Here is a 16,207-nt window from a genome sequence, read left to right on the forward strand (position 1 = left end):
GCCCGCACCCTAGTGCAGAGCGGCGTGTCGCACGCGGTGCGCAAGTGTGGGCGTCCGAGTGGTGAAGTCGGTTCCGGGTCGTTAGCGTCTGAGCATGGCTGCCAAGGTGCTCGCGATCGTCCTGGCCGGCGGGGAGGGCAAGCGCCTGATGCCCCTGACGACCGACCGGGCGAAGCCCGCCGTCCCCTTCGGCGGGATGTACCGCATGGTCGACTTCGTCCTGTCCAACCTGGCGAACGCCGGCTTCCTCAAGATCGTCGTGCTGACCCAGTACAAGTCGCACTCGCTGGACCGCCACATCACCAAGACCTGGCGGATGTCGACGCTGCTCGGCAACTACGTCACGCCGGTGCCGGCGCAGCAGCGCCGCGGCCCGTGGTGGTTCGCCGGCTCGGCCGACGCGATCTATCAGAGCTTCAACCTGATCAACGACGAGCAGCCCGACTACGTCATCGTCTTCGGCGCCGACCACATCTACCGGATGGACCCCCGGCAGATGGTCGACGACCACATCGCCTCCGGCGCCGGGGTGACGGTGGCCGGCATCCGCCAGCCGCTGTCGATGGCCGACCAGTTCGGCGTGATCGAGGTCGGCGAGGACGGCAAGCGCATCCGCGCGTTCCGGGAGAAGCCCACCGACGCGGTGGGGCTGCCCGACGCGCCGGACCAGATCTACGCCTCGATGGGCAACTACGTGTTCACCACCCGGGCGCTGTGCGAGGCCGTCGAGCGCGACGCGGCGGACAAGACCAGCAAGCACGACATGGGCGGCAGCATCATCCCGATGCTCGTCGAGCGTGGCGAGGCCAACGTCTACGACTTCAAGGACAACGAGGTGCCGGGCAGCACCGACCGCGACCGCGGCTACTGGCGGGACGTGGGGACGCTCGACTCGTTCTACGACGCGCACATGGACCTGATCAACGTGCACCCGGTGTTCAACCTCTACAACTTCGACTGGCCGATCTACACCGAGCAGCCGCCGTACCCGCCCGCCAAGTTCGTGCACGCCTGGGGCGAGCGGGTGGGCCGCGCGGTCAGCTCGATGGTGTCGCCCGGCTCGGTGATCTCCGGCTCGCTGGTGGAGAACTCGATCGTGTCGCCGAAGGTGAAGGTGCACTCCTGGGCGCACGTCGACGGCGCCGTGCTGATGGAGGGTGTCCAGATCGGCCGGCACGCCGTGGTCCGGCGCGCGATCCTGGACAAGAACGTCCACGTTCCCGAGGGCGCCGAGATCGGCGTCGACCTGGAGAAGGACCGCCAGCGCTACACCGTGTCCGACAACGGCATCGTCGTCATCGGCAAGGGCCAGCGCGTCGAGCCCTGAGCAGTCCCCACCGCAACCCGAGGAGGATCCCGCAGTGGCCCACCCCCGTGCCGGCCAGCCCGCGCAGCCCGACGATCTGGTCGACGTGCCCCGGCTGGTCACCGCCTACTACGCCGAGCACCCGGACCCGAACGACCCGGCGCAGCAGGTCTCCTTCGGCACCTCCGGCCACCGCGGGTCGAGCCTGCGCCACGCGTTCAACTCCGACCACATCCTCGCCGTCACCCAGGCGCTCTGCGACTACCGGCGCGAGCAGGGCCTCGACGGGCCGCTGTTCCTCGGCCGGGACACCCACGCGCTGTCCGCGCCGGCCGAGGCCGACGCGCTGGAGGTGCTCGCCGCCAACCACGTCACGGTGCTGCGCGACAGCCGCGACGGCTACACCCCGACGCCCGCCGTCTCGCACGCCATCCTCACCCACAACCGGGGGCGGACCAGCGGCCTCGCCGACGGCATCGTGATCACCCCGTCGCACAACCCGCCGTCCGACGGCGGCTTCAAGTACAACCCCACCCACGGCGGGCCCGCCGACACCGACGCCACCAAGTGGATCCAGGACCGCGCGAACGCGATCCTCGCCGCCGGGCTCAAGGAGGTCAGACGCATCCCGTACGCGCGGGCGCGCGCCGCCGACACCACCGGCGAGTACGACTTCCTCGCCCGGTACGTGGACGACCTGCCCGCCGCGCTGGACGTCGACGCGATCCGCGACGCCGGGGTGCGCATCGGCGCGGACCCGATGGGCGGGGCGAGCGTGGCGTACTGGGGCGAGATCGCCGAGCGGCACCGCCTCGACCTCACCGTGATCAACCCGCTCGTGGACCCGACGTGGCGGTTCATGACGCTCGACGGCGACGGCAAGATCCGGATGGACTGCTCGTCGCCGAACGCGATGGCGTCGCTGATCGCCGCCCGGGACGACTACGCGGTCTCCACCGGCAACGACGCCGACGCCGACCGGCACGGCATCGTCACGCCCGACGGCGGCCTGATGAACCCCAACCACTACCTGGCTGTCGCGATCGGCCACCTGTTCCGTACCCGGGAGCAGTGGGGCCCGGCCGCGGCGGTGGGCAAGACGCTCGTCTCCTCCTCGATGATCGACCGGGTCGCGGCCGACCTCGGCCGCCCGCTGCTGGAGGTCCCGGTCGGGTTCAAGTGGTTCGTGCCGGGCCTGCTCGACGGCGCCGTCGGCTTCGGCGGCGAGGAGAGCGCCGGCGCGTCGTTCCTGCGCCGCGACGGCAGCACCTGGACCACCGACAAGGACGGCATCCTGCTCTGCCTGCTCGCCGCCGAGATCATCGCCACCACCGGCCGTACGCCCAGCGAGCACTGGGCCGAGCTGGCGGACCGCTTCGGCGCGCCCGCGTACGCCCGGATCGACGCCCCGGCCGGGCGGGAGGAGAAGGCGGTCCTGGCGAAGCTCTCGCCGGAGCAGGTCACCGCCACCGAGCTGGCCGGCGAGCCGATCACCGCGATCCTCACCACCGCGCCCGGCAACGGCGCCGCGATCGGCGGCCTCAAGGTGACCACGGAGTCGGGCTGGTTCGCCGCCCGCCCGTCCGGCACCGAGGACGTCTACAAGATCTACGCCGAGTCGTTCCAGGGCCCGGAGCACCTGGCCCGGATCCAGGAGGAGGCCAAGGCGCTCGTCGACGGGGTGCTCGGGGCGTCCTGACGGTCACCGGGGCGGGGGCAGCTCCCGGCGGTTGAACTGCTCCCGCAACCCGTCCGGCAGCAGCTCGCGGAGTTGGTCGGGCAACAGCGGCAGGTCCAGCAGGCTCAGCTTGAGCTGATTGCGCTCCTGGTAGCGGCGCGGGTCGAGGCGGACCACCCGGCCGGCGTCGCGGACGTACCGGATGTGCACCGAGCCTTCCGTCGCGGCCTCGCGGATCAGCAGCCCGTCCATCTCCACCGCCACCGGCGCCGAGTCCGCGCGCAGCTCCAGGTGCACCGTCTCGTGCGCGGAGAGCAGCACCGAGCGGGAGATCCCGGCCATCGGCGCCGACGGCGTCACCACCATCGCCTCCGTGGCCGGTGAGATCAGCGGGCCGCCGGCTGCGTAGCTGTACGCGGTCGACCCGGTCGGCGTGCTCACCACCAGCGCGTCGCAGCGGTAGTAGCCGTACCGCTGGCCGTCCACCGCCAGGGTCGCAGTGACGAAGCCGGCGCCGGGTTGCCGGACCAGGGCGATGTCGTTGAACGCCACCACGTCGTCACCGCAGACGTCGCAGGCCAGGCAGGCGTGCGACTCGACTGTGAAGTCGTGGTCCACCAGCCGTTCCAGGGCCCGGGGCAGGTCCGGCGGCTCCACCTCGACCAGGAAGCCCAGCCGGCCCAGGTGGACGCCGAGCACCGGCTTCGGGTCGCGTACGGCCATCCGCAGCGCGCCCAGCATGGTGCCGTCGCCGCCGATGCTGATCAGCGCGGCGCAGCGGTCGGCCAGCTCTTCCGCGGCGATCGCCTCCACCGCGGCCGGCACGCGTGCACGGTCCTCGGCGCGTACGGCGAGGGTGATCCGGTGCCGGGCCGCCCAGTCCACGATGATCCGCACCACCTCGGAGACGTCCCGGGTGGGGTGCAGCACCAGCCCCAGCACATCTCCCGCCACCGGTACAGCTCACCACAGCGGCGCACGGCGCCGGGCCCACCCGCGGGCGCGACGCCGGGGAAGTGCCCACGAACAGGTGATTTCCGTACCCCCGCGTGGGTCCGGCTCGTTGGACGCGAGGTAGGGCGGGGACGAGTGGAGAGCCGATGCATGTCGTGATCATGGCGGGTGGCGCGGGGGTACGGCTGCGTCCCTACACCTCCACCCTGCCCAAGCCGCTCGTGCCCATCGGCGAGAGCTACGCGATCCTCGAGATCGTCCTGCGCCAGCTCGCCGATCGCGGCTTCACCCACGTCACCCTGGCGATCAACCACCTGGGCGCGTTGATCCGGGCCTTCGTCGGCGACGGATCCCGGTTCGGCCTGGCCGTCGACTACGTCGAGGAGGACCGGCCGCTGTCGACCATCGGCCCGCTCTTCGGCATCCGGCACCGTCTGCCCGAGCATTTCCTGGTGATGAACGGCGACGTGCTCACCGACCTCGACTACGCCGACCTCCTGGCCACCCACGCGCGGTCGGGCGCGCCGCTGACGGTGGCCACCTACCGGCGTACCGTCAAGATCGACTTCGGGGTCTTGGAGCTGGTCGGCGACAAGATCACATCCTTCTCCGAGAAGCCGGTCCTGCACTATCGGGTGAGCATGGGCGTCTACGGCCTCTCCCGCAGCACCATCGCCCACTACCCGGCAGGGCAGCCGTTCGGGTTCGACCAGCTGGTGCTGGACCTGCTGGGCCGGGGCGAACCACCGGCCGGCTACGAGTTCGACGGCTACTGGCTGGACATCGGCCGCCCCGAGGACTATGACGAGGCCAACCGCTGCTTCGCCGAGGTCCGGGACCTGCTCCTGCCCGCCGGCGCCCCGGCCGGGGCATGATGCGCGTACTCCTCTTCGGCGCCTCCGGCTTCATCGGCGCTCACGTACGACGGGAGTTGGCCGCCACGGCGGACGTCGCGTGCCCGTCGCGCGACGAGTGCGACCTGGTCGCCGCGGCGCCCGAGACGTTACGGGCGTTGCTCGACACGGTCCGGCCGGACGCGGTCGTCAGCTGCGCCGGAGCGGTGAGCGGCGCCGCCGAGGATCTCGTCCGGGCGAACACGCTGGCAGCCGCCAAGCTGGTGGACGCGGTCGCCGACGCCGCGCCCCGCGCCCGCCTGGTTCGCCTCGGCTCCGCCGCCGAGTACGGTTCCGTTCGGTTCGGCGCCGCGGCTGCCGAGGATCATCCCCCGGCGCCGGTCAGCGCCTACGGCGTGAGTCAGGCCGCGGCGACCCGGCTCGTCGAGTTGGCGGTCGCCGCCGGCCGGGTGGACGCGGTCGTGCTCCGGGTGTTCAACCCCGTCGGCCCCGGCATGCCCCGCACGACGCTGCTCGGCCGGGTGGCGGCGCTGCTGTCCGGCCTCGCGCCCGGCGAGGACCTGCGTACCGGCCCGCTCGACGCGTACCGGGACTTCGTGGACGTGCGGGACGTGGCCGCCGCGGTCCGGCGGGCGGTGACCGTCACGGCGCCGCGGGCCCGTGTCCTCAACGTGGCGAGCGGCCGGGCGGTGCCGGTGCGCGACGCCGTCCACCTGCTGATCTCGGTGGCCGGCCGGCCGGTCCGCGTCCGGGAGGACCGTCCGCCGTCCCCCCGCTCCGCCGACGTGGGCTGGGTACGCGCCGACGTCGGCCGGGCGGCCTCGGTCCTGGGGTGGACGCCCGAACACGACCTGCACGACTCGGTCGGCGCGCTGTGGAGCCAGGTGGCTCCGGCGGCGGCGCCGGCTCGTTGAGCCGACCCGGTACCGGTACGGCCGGACCGGCGAAGAGGAGGAGCGAACCATGACGGCACACTCGTCCGGCGGCCCGGTGGTGGTGACCGGGGCCGGTGGCTTCATCGGCTCCCACCTGGTCGAGGCGCTCGCCGCCGCGGGCCACCCGGTGCGCGCCCTCGTGCGCTACAACGGCGCCGGATCGCACGGCTGGCTGGACACCTTCGGCCCGGACCAGCTGGCCGGTGTCGAGGTCGTCGCGGGGGACATCCGCGACCGGGGGATGGTGCAGCGGCTGGTCGACGGCGCCTCCACCGTCTACCACCTGGCCGCGCTGGGTGGCATCCCGTACTCGTATCTCGCGCCGCAGTCCTACGTGGACACCAACATCACCGGCACGCTCAACGTGCTGGAGAGCGCGCGGACGGCCGGCGTCGGCCGGGTCGTGGTCACCTCCACGAGCGAGGTGTACGGGACGGCCACCACGGTCCCGATGACCGAACAGCACCGGTTGCGCGGGCAGTCGCCGTACTCGGCCTCCAAGATCGGCGCGGACAAGCTGGCCGAGAGCTACCACCTCAGCTTCGGCCTGCCGGTGGTCACGCTGCGGCCGTTCAACACGTACGGCCCCCGGCAGTCCACCCGGGCGGTCATCCCCACCATCATCAGCCAGCTGGCGAAGGACGACGGGGTGGTCCGGCTGGGCGCGCTGCGTACCACCCGGGACCTGCTCTACGTGACGGACACCGTGGCCGCGTTCCAGGCCGTCGGCACGGCACCCGACGACGCCGTGGTGGGCGGCGTGTTCCAGGCCGCGACCGGCCGGGAGACCTCGGTCGGTGACCTGGTGCGCAAGATCGCCGCGATGTTCGGCGCCCAGCCGGAGGTGGTGGTCACCGAGTCCCGGCTCCGCCCGGCGGAGTCCGAGGTGGAACGTCTGCTCGGCGACGCCGGCCTGCTCCGGTCGCGGACCGGGTGGCAGCCGGTCACGAGCATCGACGAGGGGCTGAAGGCGACAGTCGAGTGGTTCCTCGATCCGGCCAATCTCGCGCGTTACCGCTCCGACCGGGCGGTGTGACGGGTTCCAAGCTCGGTGCCGCAGGAGGCTCGAACGTGATGGTGATGCAGGACAGCCGCCGGTCGTCGGCGATCGGCACGGTCCGCGGCCCCGGTGGGCCCGGTGGGCCCGCCGGACCGGAGACGCCGGTACGGCGCACGGGCGGTCTCGTCTCGACGGTGCTGCGCGCCACCGCCGTGGTGCTGGTGCTCAACTTCGACCAGTTCCCGCGCATGGTCGGCCGCGGGTTCCTGATCGCCGCGGTGGTGCTCGCGGCCCCGTTGCTCCTGCACGAGTTCCTCCGTCCGGCCTCGCGGGCCCGGACAGTGATCTTCTGGACCCTTGTGGTCTTCGGCGTCCTCGCCTTGCCGGGGGTTCTGCACCCGCCGGAGACGGACTACGGCCGGCAGAAGTTCCTGCTGCTCATGACGCTGACCGTGTTCGCCACGGCGGCGGTGGCGGTGCTGCGCGGGCGGCGTGACGTCGAGATGTTCGCCGCCGTCTTCGTCCTGTCGGGGGTGGTGCTCGCGATCGCCACGCTCAACGGTGATCCGCAGGACGGCCGGGCCGACGGCTTCGGCTCCAACCCGATCTGGCTGGCCCGGGCCATCGGCGGTGCGCTCGTCGCTCTCACCTGGCTCTACCTGAGCAAACGGGTGGCGGCGTGGTGGGCGGCGGGCCTGGCGGTGCTCCTCGGCCTCGGTCTCTTGGCGACCGGCTCCCGGGGACCGCTGCTGGCCACCGTGGTGGCCCTCTTCGTCCTGGTGCTGGCCGGGTTCCGCCTGAAGATCCGGCGGGGCCGGCGTGAGTGGGTCGGTCTGGGCCTGATGGGCGGCCTGGTGCTCGCCGTCATCGCCCTGCCGTCGCTGCTGCCGCCCCGCGTGTACGCGCTCCTGGTCGATCCGAGCGAGGAGATGTTCGGCACCGCCCGAGCGGAGATGCGCGAGGTCAGCGTGCCGATGATCGCCGAGAATCCGGGCGGGGTCGGCTACGGCAACTGGGGCGACTACTCCGGCATGCTCGTGCACAACTATCCGCACAACCTGTGGCTGGAACTGCCGGCCGAGGCGGGCTGGCTGGTCGGCGGGGCCTTCATCCTGGCCACCGTGGTCGTCGCGGCGGGGCTCTGGCGCGCGACCCGGCGTGATCCGGTCGCCGGGTTCGTCCTGGCCGTGCTGGCGTTCAACGTGGTGGCGGTGTCGACGTCCGGGGACGTGAACGCTGGGCGTCCGCTCTTCGCCGCGATGGCCCTCGGTGTGCTCGTGCTGGCCGGGGCGACGCTGCCCGCCGGGGTACGGGCTCGCGCCGGGCGGGCGCGGCCGGTCGACCGCCCGGGGGTCGCTGGGTGAGGTGGCGGGCCCGGCTCGCCATGTCGAGCGGGCGGCGCGGAGTGCTCGGCATCGCCGCCGGGTCGGCCGGCGGTCAACTGCTGGCGCTGGCTGCGGTCCCGTTACTGGCGAGGCTCTACCGCCCGGCGGACTTCGGCGTGCTCGCCGTGGTCGCCGCGCTCGTGGTCACGGTGGGCACGGTGGCCGCGCTCCGGTTCGAGATGGCCGTTCCGCTTCCCGAGCGGGAGGAGGATGCACGCGCGCTGGTGCGGCTCGGCCTCGTTGCGGCCGCCGGCACGGCGATCCTGGCATCGGCGGTCGTCCTGCTGGCGGGGGACCGGGCGGCGCTCTGGTTCGGTCAGCCCGAGCTGGCCCGCTGGCTCTGGGTGGCGCCGCCCTCCGCCGCCGCGATGGGTGTCGTCCTCGTGCTGAACCAGTTCGCCGTGCGGCACCGTCGGTACGGCGCGATCGGTCGGCGCAACCTCTTCCAGTCCGTGGCGGTGGTGGTCACCCAGATCGTGGCCGGGGTGGCGGGGCTTCGCCCCGGTGGCCTGGCGCTCGGCTTCGGGTTCGGTCAGGTCGCGGCCGCCGCGGTCCTGCTCGGGGACGCCCGTCGGCGCGGCGCGAGTGCCCGGGCCGGCCGGCGGCCGCCACGCCTGCTGGCGGTGGCACGCCGGTACCGGCGGTTCCCGTTCCTCCTGGCCCCGTCCGGTCTGCTCAACGTCCTCGGCATGCAGTTGCCGGTGCTGCTCATCGCCTACTGGTACGGCTCGGCGGTGGCCGGCTGGCTGGGACTGACCCAGCGGGTGCTCGCCATGCCCGCCGCGCTCGTGGCGTCCGCGGTGGCCCAGGTCTACCTGGGGGAGATCGCCCGGATCGCCAGGGAGCAGCCCCGGAGCGGCCGGCGCGCGTTTCTCGACGCCAGCCGGAAGCTGGCCCTGGTCGCGGGTCCCGGCGCGCTCCTCGTGGTGGTCGGCGCGCCCGCGGCCTTCAGCCTGGTCTTCGGCGCGCAGTGGCACAGCAGCGGCGCCTACGCCCAGGCCCTGGCCGTCTTCATGGCAGCTCAGCTCGTCGTCTCGCCGCTGTCGCAGACGCTTGTCGTGTTCGAACGCCAGGGTCTTCAACTCGCCTGGGACGCGGGCCGCGTCGCGCTGGTGGCGGGAGCCGTGTCCGTGGTGGCTCTGACGGGCGGGTCGCCGCTGACCGCGGTGTGGGCGTTCGGGGTGTCCGGCGCGCTGGCGTACGGCGTCGGGTGGCTGATGTCGCTGCGGGTCGTGACGGCGGCCGGCCGGGACCGCGGTCGTCCCCGCCCCGCGCCGCAACTCGTGTCGCAGGGGTGAGGCGTTCGACGCCTTTCGTCATTTCTTGTCCGGGAAGAAATCGTTTATCCCTGCATGACGAACGACCCACATCAGGAGCCGGCACCGCGCCTGCTGATCGTCTCGTATCACTTCCCACCGGCGGAGACCGTCGGCGCCCGCCGTCCCGCGGCCCTCGCGGCGTTCGCGGCACGGCAGGGGTGGGACGTCCGGGTACTGACAGCGGTCGGGGCGAACCAGGGCACGGTTCCCGTCCCGGTGCCCGAGGAGCAACTGATCCGGGCCGCGCCGTCACCGCGGCTGCCGCGGCCCGGCCGCAGCGGAGGCGGCACGGCGACCGGCGGCGGCGGCGGCGGCGGGGCCGCGTCGCGATCCCGGCTCCGGCGGATCCGCACCGGCGCCGACCGCCTCCTGGTGAAGGTCGGCATGGAGCTGTTGCTGCCGGACCCGCAGCTCAACTGGATCCGGCCGCCGGTGCGCGACTTCGACCGGGCCGCCGCGGGCTGGTGCCCGGACGTCATCCTGGCATCCGGTCCGCCCTTCTCCGGGTTCGTGGTGGCCGCGACGCTCGCCCGGCGGTTCCGGGCGCCCTGGGTCGCTGACTACCGGGATCTGTGGTCGGTCGGCAACGACCACTGGGTCCGGACGGCGCTACGTCGAGCTGTCGACAAGAGGCTTGAGCGGCGAGTGCTGCGGACGGTCGCGGCGTGCGTGACGGTCTCGGAGCCGCTGGCCGACACGATCCACCGCACGTTCGGAGTGCGGACGCATGTGGTGATGAACGGCATCGACCGTCGGCCGGTGCCGGCGGAGTCCGCCGCGACTCCCGTCGGCGTCGATGCGTCGGCGGCCACTCTGACGCTCGCGCACACCGGTTACATCTATCCGGGCAGGCGTGACCCGGGCCCGCTCGTCGACGCGATCGCCCTGCTCGGCGCGGACGCCGCACGGGTGCACGTGATCTTCGCGGGGGAGGACCACGGCATCACCCGCGCCGCCGCGGAGCGGGCCGGCGTGGCCGACTCCGTCACGCTGCTCGGCCCGGTCTCGCCGGAGAAGTCGTGGCGGATCCAGGCCGACGCGGACGCGCTGGTCCTGCTCATGTGGAACGATCCGCGGGACGCCGGCACGATGACCGGCAAGATCTTCGACTATCTCCAGGCCCGCCGCCCCGTCCTGCTGCTCGGTTACGAGAACGGCGTGGCCGCACGCCTGCTGCGCGAACGGGGCGCGGGCGTCGTGGCGAACGACTCGGCCGCGATCGCGTCCCAGTTGCGGGAATGGCTGACCGTGAAGGAGCGGACCGGGCGGGTGCCGGCCGTGCCGGCCGCCGCGTTGGACGGACTGTTCCGTGAGGATCAGCTCGGCCGCTACCTCGACATCCTCCGGGAAGCCGCAGACGCGGGCGGGCCTGCTCGTCGTCTCGTCCGCTGACCGGTTCCTCCGGCGCCCCGCACCATCAGGTGCGGGGCGCCGGACGTCAGCGTCGGGACGGAAGCGGGGCCGGTGCTCTCCGGCCCACCCGGCCGGCGGCGGTCTCGGCGACGGTCCGGTAGAACGACGCCCGGCGGGCGTCCAGCGTCTCGGCGGAGAAGTCATGGGCCCGGCGCAGGTTGCGGGCCGAGGCTGCCGCGAGCCGGTCCGGGTCGGCCAGCATCGCGGTGACCGTGGTGGCGAGAGCGGCCGGGTCGTCCGGTGGGACCAGGCACTCCGGTTCGAGCAGTTCCGGAATGCCACCGGCGGTCGAACCGACAGCCGGGAGCGCCCTGGCCATCGCCTCGATGAGCGCCCGGGGCAGGCCCTCGGTGCGGGACGGCATCACGAACAGGTCGGCCGCGTCCAGTTGGCGGCGGACCGCGTCGGCGTCGGGCAGCGGACCGGTGAAGCGCACCCGGTCGGCCACTCCCGACCGGTCGGCCAACTGCTCCAGCTGGGGACGGTAGGCGCCCACGCCGACATGCACGAGCCGGGCCCGGGGGCCTTCGGCGGGCATCAGCGCCAACGCGGAGATGAGCGTGTCGATCCCTTTGTAGAGCTGTTCGAGCGAGCCGACCGAAACCAGTGTCGCCTCGTCCGGGAGCTGCCGGAGCGGCCGGGCCCGCGGCACGAACGCCGCCGGCGGCAGGTCGACGCTGGAGATGCCGGCCGTGGGCGTGGTCGGCAACGTGGGATACCGGAGCTGTAGGCGCCGATCCGTCTCGTACGCCACCGCGGCGGCCTCGCGGCACTGCCGGCGCAGCGTCCTGGTGGACAGCGTGCGCAGCAGCGGCCGCAGCGGATGCCGGACGACCCCCGGGGCGAGCACGTCGTACGGATCGCCGATCACTTCGAGCGCGTACGGGAGACGGGCCCGGTTCCGTGCCCGCGCCAGCAGCGAGCCGATCGGCGAGGGCACCCGGAGCACCACCGCGTCCTCAGGCTCCGCCGCGGCGGTCACCGCCGCGGCGATCGCCCGCCGCCCGAGCAGGTAACCCCGTGGCCCGACGTAGTACGGCAACGCCCAGACCTCGACGCCGTCCCCGTCGACCCGGGACGCGGCCGCCGGCGGCTGTGCGACGTCCCGGACCCGGGCGGCGACGCGGACGTTGTCGAAAGCGGCCAGGTACCGCCGCCAGATCGCGTTGTCCGGGCCGGCCTCGACCCACACTGCGCCGTCCGGAGTGCGGCTGAAGCGCGACTCCGACGTCACCACGACCCGCATCAGGCTCTCCCGCCGGTCCGGCAGGCGGCCTCCACCACGTCGGCGACGTCGGCGGCCGCCACCGTGTTGTCGAAGTGCCGCAGCGCGAACCGCTGGGCCCGCTCACCCCGCAGCCGAAGCCGGCCGTCGGTGAACTCCTGGTGCGCCTGCTCCAGCCCGGCGACCAGCGCCGCCACGTCGTTGCGCGGCACCACCCAGCCGGTCGTCTCGTCGACTGTCTCGGGCAGACCGCCGGCGTCGCTGACGATGCTGGGCACCCCGGTGGCGCCCGCCTCGCAAGCGGCACCGTGTCCCTCGGACAGGGAAGGGCTGACGCTCACGTCGGCGGCGCGGTAGCAGTCGCGCACGTCCGACACCGAGGCCAACCATGTGACGCTCGGGTCCCGGTCGATCCCGAAGCGCTGGATCAACTCGCGCCGGTGCTTCTCTCCGGCCGCCGAGAAGCCGGCGCCCACCAGGAGCAGCCGGGCGTTCGGGTGGTCGGCGCGGAACTCACGCCACGCCGCCAGCAGCACGTCGTGGCCCTTTATGCCACGGCCCTGATGGACCAGCTTCCGGGGTGGATAGACGTAGGCGACCATGATGACGACGAACGCACCCTCCTCGATGCCGAGTTCGGCGCGCGCCTTGGCCCGTACCTCCCGCCGGCCGGCCGAGCCCTCCAGGTCGGCGAAGTGCGCGGTCCGGGCGCCGTAGGTGACGACCGGGCGCCGGGGCGCGGGACATCCGAGCGCGCCGTAGAGGCCGGAGGTGTGGCCGGTGCCGCAGATGGTGACGTCGTCGAGCCGCCACAACGCCCGCTCGACCAGCTTGATCAGCGGAGACTCCAGGTACAGCGGCCCGGCCACCATGTGCACCCGGCGCAGCGGCAGGCGCAGGCTCGCGAAGCGGGCGGCGAGCGCTGAGGCGTACAGGTGGTACTTGAGGACGTCCGGGCGGAGCCGGCTGATGAGGCGGCGGAGCCGCCACAGGTCCCGCAGCGTCGACGGCCGCGGCCGGAAGCGGAAGTCGAACGGCGAGTCGTGCACCTCGACACCTCGCCGCCGTAGCTCCTCGGTCAGCCGCCCGGTCTCGCGCGGCAGGACCGCCACGACCTCGTGCCCACGGCGGCGGAGTTCCTCCACCTGCGGGATGATCCAGAGTCCGCCCTGGTCGGTCTTCAGCAGGACGACGATCCGCAGTGGGCGCATGCCCGCGCCGGCCGTCACCGGGCGTCCAGGAACTGCTCGACCGCGCCGACGACCCGGGCGAGGCGGTCGTCGTCCAGGGCGGAGCCGCTGGGCAGGGTGAGACCCTGGGCGAACAGGCGGTCCGAGGCGCCCGTCACGACCGCGCGGCACCCGGCGAACACCGGCTGCCGGTGCATCGGCTTCCACACGTGCCGGGTCTCGATGTCTCGCGCGGCCAGGTGCGCCGCGAGTTCCGCCGCCGACCACCCGGTCCGCTCGGGGTCGACCACGATGCTTGTCAGCCAGCAGTTGGAGCCCTCGTCCCCGTCGCCGAGCAGCCGGACCCCGGGCACGCCGGAGAACAGCTTGGCGTAGCGCTCGCGCAGCAGCCGGCGGCGGCGCATCATCCCGTCCAGCCGGTGCAGCTGGGCCCGGCCCAGCGCGGCGAGCAGGTTGCTGAGCCGGTAGTTGTAACCCACGTCGACGTGCTCGTAGTGCGGCACGGGTTCGCGTGCCTGGGTGGCCAGGTGCCGGCAGCGGGCGAGCAACGCCTCGTCGTCGGAGAGCAGCATCCCCCCGCCGGACGTTGTGATGATCTTGTTGCCGTTGAACGACAGCGCGTTGAGCCGCCCGAAGGAGGCGGCGGGACGCCCGCGATAGGTGGCGCCCAGCGCCTGCGCGGCGTCCTCGACCACCGGCACACCAGCCGCCTCGCACACCGGCAGCAGTTCGTCGTAGTCGGCGCAGGTGCCGAACATGTCCGCGATGAGTACCGCTGCGACCTTCTCGCCGGCCCGGCCCAGCCGGTCGAGCATCTCGCCGAGCGCGCTCACGTCCATGTTGCCGGTCGCCGGGTCGCAGTCGACGAAGACGGGCTCGGCGCCGGTGTAGACGGCGGCGTTGGCGGTGGCCGCGAACGTCATCGTCGGCGCCACCACCACACTCCCCGGCCCGGCACCGAGCGTGAGCAGGGCGAGGTGCAGCGCAGACGTACCGGAGTTCAGCGCCAGCGCGTGAGCCGTCCCGACGCGGTCCGCGACCTCCCGCTCGAACGCCTCCACCTCGGGCCCGAGCGGCGCGACCCAACCCGAGCGGATCGCGCGGAGCACGTAGGACTCCTCCAGGGGCCCGACATCGGGCGGGGACAGGTAGATCCGGCCGGTCATCGAGCCTCCGTCCCCGCAGCGGGATCACGGTCGTGGTAGCGAAGGGTCACGGACGGTAAACGGGACAACCCGCCGAGGGGTGATGGCGTACGCCGTGTTCGTGCCGAAAAGCACACGATCGTGCCTCGCGACGCCGTCGAGCCGGGAACCGCTGAGCCAGGGAACGAGTAGAGTTCGGCGGCCCTGCCAGAAATCAACGATCAGGGGAGCCACGAGTGCTGCACCTGAGGGTGATCGCGCCGAGCGACCAGTCGTCAGCGGTCGTCGAACTGCTGGCCGCCGAACCAGGCGTCACGCACCTCGTGGTGCTGCCCGGCGCCGCCCGCCAGCCCGCGGGTGACTACGTCACCTGCGACGTGGTCCGGGAGAGCGCCGACGGCGTGCTGAGCCGGCTGCAGGAACTCGGCGTCGAGGCGCACGGCGCGATCGCCGCCGACGACGTGGAGCTGACCCTGTCCGAGGCGGCCGACCGGGCCGCCGAGGAGGCGCCCGGACACGGCGAGGACGCCGTGGTGTGGGACGAGATCGCCGCGAAGACCGGCGAGCAGACGGTGCTCACCGGCACGTTCCTCGCCCTGATCGTGGTCGCCACCATGATCGCCGGGATCGGCGTGCTGCTCGACCAGCCGATCCTGATCGTCGGCGCGATGGTGGTCGGCCCCGAGTTCGGCCCGCTCGCCGCGCTCTGCGTGGCGCTGCTGCGGCGTCAGCCGCGCGTGGTCGGCCACTCGGTCAAGGCGCTGACGGTCGGTTTCCTCGTCGCCATGGCGGCCACCGTGCTGAGCACCTGGGCGCTCACCGCGGCCGGCCTTGTCGGCCGGGACATGCTGCTCGCGGAACGGCCGATGACCGACTTCATCTGGCGGCCTGACGCATTGTCCTGGGTGGTGGGCCTGCTCGCCGGCGTGGCCGGCATGCTGTCGCTGACCTCGAAGAAGTCCGGCTCGCTCGTGGGTGTGCTGATCTCGGTGACCACAGTGCCGGCGGCGGCGAACGTGGCTGTGGCGTCCGCGTACGGCGTGTGGCACGAGGCGGCCGGCTCCGCCCTCCAGTTGGTGATCAACCTGGCCGCGATCGTGCTCGCCGGGCTGCTCACGCTCGTGGTCCAGATGTGCTGGTGGCGGCATGTCGCCCGGCGGGCCGCGCACGCGGTGCCCCGGCAGCGGGCGGACCGGCCGCCGTCCCCGGTCAGCGCCAGTCGTCGCCCGCGTCGAGACGACGGCTGAGCAGCGTCGCCAGCGGCACAGACTCGCCGTCACGGCCGCCCCGGCCGACCACCAGCGGCGGCGCGCTGGGCCGCGGGTCCGCCCCGAGCAGCCGGGCCCGCAGGCCCGGCGGCACGGTGAGCAGGTAGAAGCGCCCGTCGGTGTCCACCGCGCGGCTGTGCGCCCGGTCCACGTACCAGCCGGTGATCCGCGTGCGGTAGCGACCGCGCCCGTCGTGGCCGGTCGCGGTCAGCCGGTCGGCGCGCAGCCCGCGGCGCAGCGCCTCGGCGGCGAACCGGGCCACCAGCTCCGCGGCCTCCGCCTGCTCGGCCTCGCGTTCGCGGGCGGCGGCCTCCGCGTGCGCCCGCACCGCGTGGCGTTGCCGCTCCCGCCACAGCTCGTCGTCCTCGCCACCCACGCCCGCGAGGGTACGCGGAACCGGTGCCGCCCGGCGCAGAGGCCGCCGGGACCGGGGCGCACCGCCGAGGCTGCGGTGATCAAGGGGTTTGTGTCAGTCGAACCCTTTCCCGGCGCGCTGCGCCGCCCGGCGTGACCAACTCCAGCTCGCCGAAGTGGT

General features: G+C 73.2%; 14 protein-coding genes. 9 read left to right on the top strand and 5 right to left on the bottom strand.

Going from position 1 to position 16,207, the window contains the following annotated elements; all coding sequences use genetic code 11:
* Positions 1-94 precede the first annotated feature (94 nt).
* Positions 95-1,327 (top strand): glucose-1-phosphate adenylyltransferase, encoded by a 1,233-nt coding sequence (gene glgC, locus AMK25_RS08075; protein ID WP_073827499.1) that lies wholly within the window; start codon positions 95-97, stop codon positions 1,325-1,327.
* A 34-nt stretch (positions 1,328-1,361) separates the two neighbouring features.
* Positions 1,362-3,005 (top strand): phosphoglucomutase (alpha-D-glucose-1,6-bisphosphate-dependent), encoded by a 1,644-nt coding sequence (gene pgm / locus AMK25_RS08080; RefSeq protein ID WP_073827500.1) that lies wholly within the window; start codon positions 1,362-1,364, stop codon positions 3,003-3,005.
* Positions 3,006-3,008: 3 nt separating this feature from the next.
* Here pgm and AMK25_RS08085 read toward each other — a convergent pair whose 3' ends face one another.
* Positions 3,009-3,938, bottom strand: a complete 930-nt coding sequence (locus AMK25_RS08085) for an NAD(+)/NADH kinase (protein WP_073827501.1) — start codon at positions 3,936-3,938, stop codon at positions 3,009-3,011.
* 146 nt (positions 3,939-4,084) lie between these two features.
* Between AMK25_RS08085 and AMK25_RS08090 the strand changes: the two genes are divergently transcribed.
* From AMK25_RS08090 to AMK25_RS08115, 6 genes are read left to right on the top strand one after another with little or no spacing between them, the layout of a single operon-like run.
* On the top strand, positions 4,085-4,813 hold the full coding sequence (locus tag AMK25_RS08090; protein WP_073827502.1) for a sugar phosphate nucleotidyltransferase: 729 nt from the start codon (positions 4,085-4,087) through the stop codon (positions 4,811-4,813).
* Positions 4,810-5,706 carry an NAD-dependent epimerase/dehydratase family protein gene (locus AMK25_RS08095; RefSeq protein ID WP_073827503.1) on the top strand — a complete coding sequence of 299 codons (897 nt, stop codon included), beginning with the start codon at positions 4,810-4,812 and terminating at the stop codon, positions 5,704-5,706. Before AMK25_RS08090 ends, AMK25_RS08095 begins: the two co-directional genes overlap by 4 nt.
* 49 nt (positions 5,707-5,755) lie before the next feature.
* Positions 5,756-6,763 (top strand): SDR family NAD(P)-dependent oxidoreductase, encoded by a 1,008-nt coding sequence (locus AMK25_RS08100; RefSeq protein ID WP_073827504.1) that lies wholly within the window; start codon positions 5,756-5,758, stop codon positions 6,761-6,763.
* A gap of 38 nt (positions 6,764-6,801) precedes the next feature.
* A complete protein-coding gene (locus tag AMK25_RS08105) occupies positions 6,802-8,091 on the top strand; it encodes an O-antigen ligase family protein (protein WP_073827505.1) in 1,290 nt (429 codons plus the stop codon).
* Positions 8,088-9,410 carry an oligosaccharide flippase family protein gene (locus AMK25_RS08110; protein ID WP_143194710.1) on the top strand — a complete coding sequence of 441 codons (1,323 nt, stop codon included), beginning with the start codon at positions 8,088-8,090 and terminating at the stop codon, positions 9,408-9,410. The genes AMK25_RS08105 and AMK25_RS08110 overlap by 4 nt, the downstream gene beginning before the upstream one ends.
* A gap of 54 nt (positions 9,411-9,464) precedes the next feature.
* Positions 9,465-10,823, top strand: a complete 1,359-nt coding sequence (locus AMK25_RS08115) for a glycosyltransferase (protein ID WP_073827507.1) — start codon at positions 9,465-9,467, stop codon at positions 10,821-10,823.
* Between the two features lie 46 nt (positions 10,824-10,869).
* Here AMK25_RS08115 and AMK25_RS08120 read toward each other — a convergent pair whose 3' ends face one another.
* The 3 genes from AMK25_RS08120 to AMK25_RS08130 are packed head-to-tail and all read right to left on the bottom strand — an operon-like array spanning position 10,870 to position 14,425.
* Positions 10,870-12,090 (bottom strand): glycosyltransferase family 4 protein, encoded by a 1,221-nt coding sequence (locus tag AMK25_RS08120; protein ID WP_073827508.1) that lies wholly within the window; start codon positions 12,088-12,090, stop codon positions 10,870-10,872.
* The gene (locus AMK25_RS08125; protein ID WP_083664669.1) at positions 12,090-13,298 is read right to left on the bottom strand and encodes a glycosyltransferase family 4 protein; all 1,209 of its coding nucleotides are present in this window, start codon (positions 13,296-13,298) and stop codon (positions 12,090-12,092) included. Before AMK25_RS08125 ends, AMK25_RS08120 begins: the two co-directional genes overlap by 1 nt.
* On the bottom strand, positions 13,295-14,425 hold the full coding sequence (locus tag AMK25_RS08130) for a DegT/DnrJ/EryC1/StrS family aminotransferase (protein WP_073827509.1): 1,131 nt from the start codon (positions 14,423-14,425) through the stop codon (positions 13,295-13,297). The genes AMK25_RS08125 and AMK25_RS08130 overlap by 4 nt, the downstream gene beginning before the upstream one ends.
* Positions 14,426-14,640: 215 nt before the next feature.
* Between AMK25_RS08130 and AMK25_RS08135 the strand changes: the two genes are divergently transcribed.
* A complete protein-coding gene (locus AMK25_RS08135; RefSeq protein ID WP_073827510.1) occupies positions 14,641-15,651 on the top strand; it encodes a DUF389 domain-containing protein in 1,011 nt (336 codons plus the stop codon).
* Here the strand turns inward: AMK25_RS08135 and AMK25_RS08140 are convergent.
* Entirely contained in the window at positions 15,614-16,048 is a 435-nt protein-coding gene (locus AMK25_RS08140; protein ID WP_073827511.1) for a hypothetical protein, read from the bottom strand. The genes AMK25_RS08135 and AMK25_RS08140 overlap by 38 nt on opposite strands.
* Positions 16,049-16,207 lie beyond the last annotated feature (159 nt).

This window comes from Micromonospora sp. TSRI0369 (genome assembly GCF_001905625.1).
GTDB classification, from domain to species: domain Bacteria; phylum Actinomycetota; class Actinomycetes; order Mycobacteriales; family Micromonosporaceae; genus Micromonospora; species Micromonospora echinospora_A.

Coding starts and splice junctions, on each gene's coding strand:
- glgC (WP_073827499.1), top strand. CDS start 95: ATGGCTGCCAAGGTGCTCGCGATCGTCCTGGCCGGCGGGGAGGGCAAG.
- AMK25_RS08090 (WP_073827502.1), top strand. CDS start 4,085: ATGCATGTCGTGATCATGGCGGGTGGCGCGGGGGTACGGCTGCGTCCC.
- AMK25_RS08095 (WP_073827503.1), top strand. CDS start 4,810: ATGATGCGCGTACTCCTCTTCGGCGCCTCCGGCTTCATCGGCGCTCAC.
- AMK25_RS08100 (WP_073827504.1), top strand. CDS start 5,756: ATGACGGCACACTCGTCCGGCGGCCCGGTGGTGGTGACCGGGGCCGGT.
- AMK25_RS08105 (WP_073827505.1), top strand. CDS start 6,802: ATGGTGATGCAGGACAGCCGCCGGTCGTCGGCGATCGGCACGGTCCGC.
- AMK25_RS08115 (WP_073827507.1), top strand. CDS start 9,465: ATGACGAACGACCCACATCAGGAGCCGGCACCGCGCCTGCTGATCGTC.
- AMK25_RS08120 (WP_073827508.1), bottom strand. CDS start 12,090: ATGCGGGTCGTGGTGACGTCGGAGTCGCGCTTCAGCCGCACTCCGGAC.
- AMK25_RS08130 (WP_073827509.1), bottom strand. CDS start 14,425: ATGACCGGCCGGATCTACCTGTCCCCGCCCGATGTCGGGCCCCTGGAG.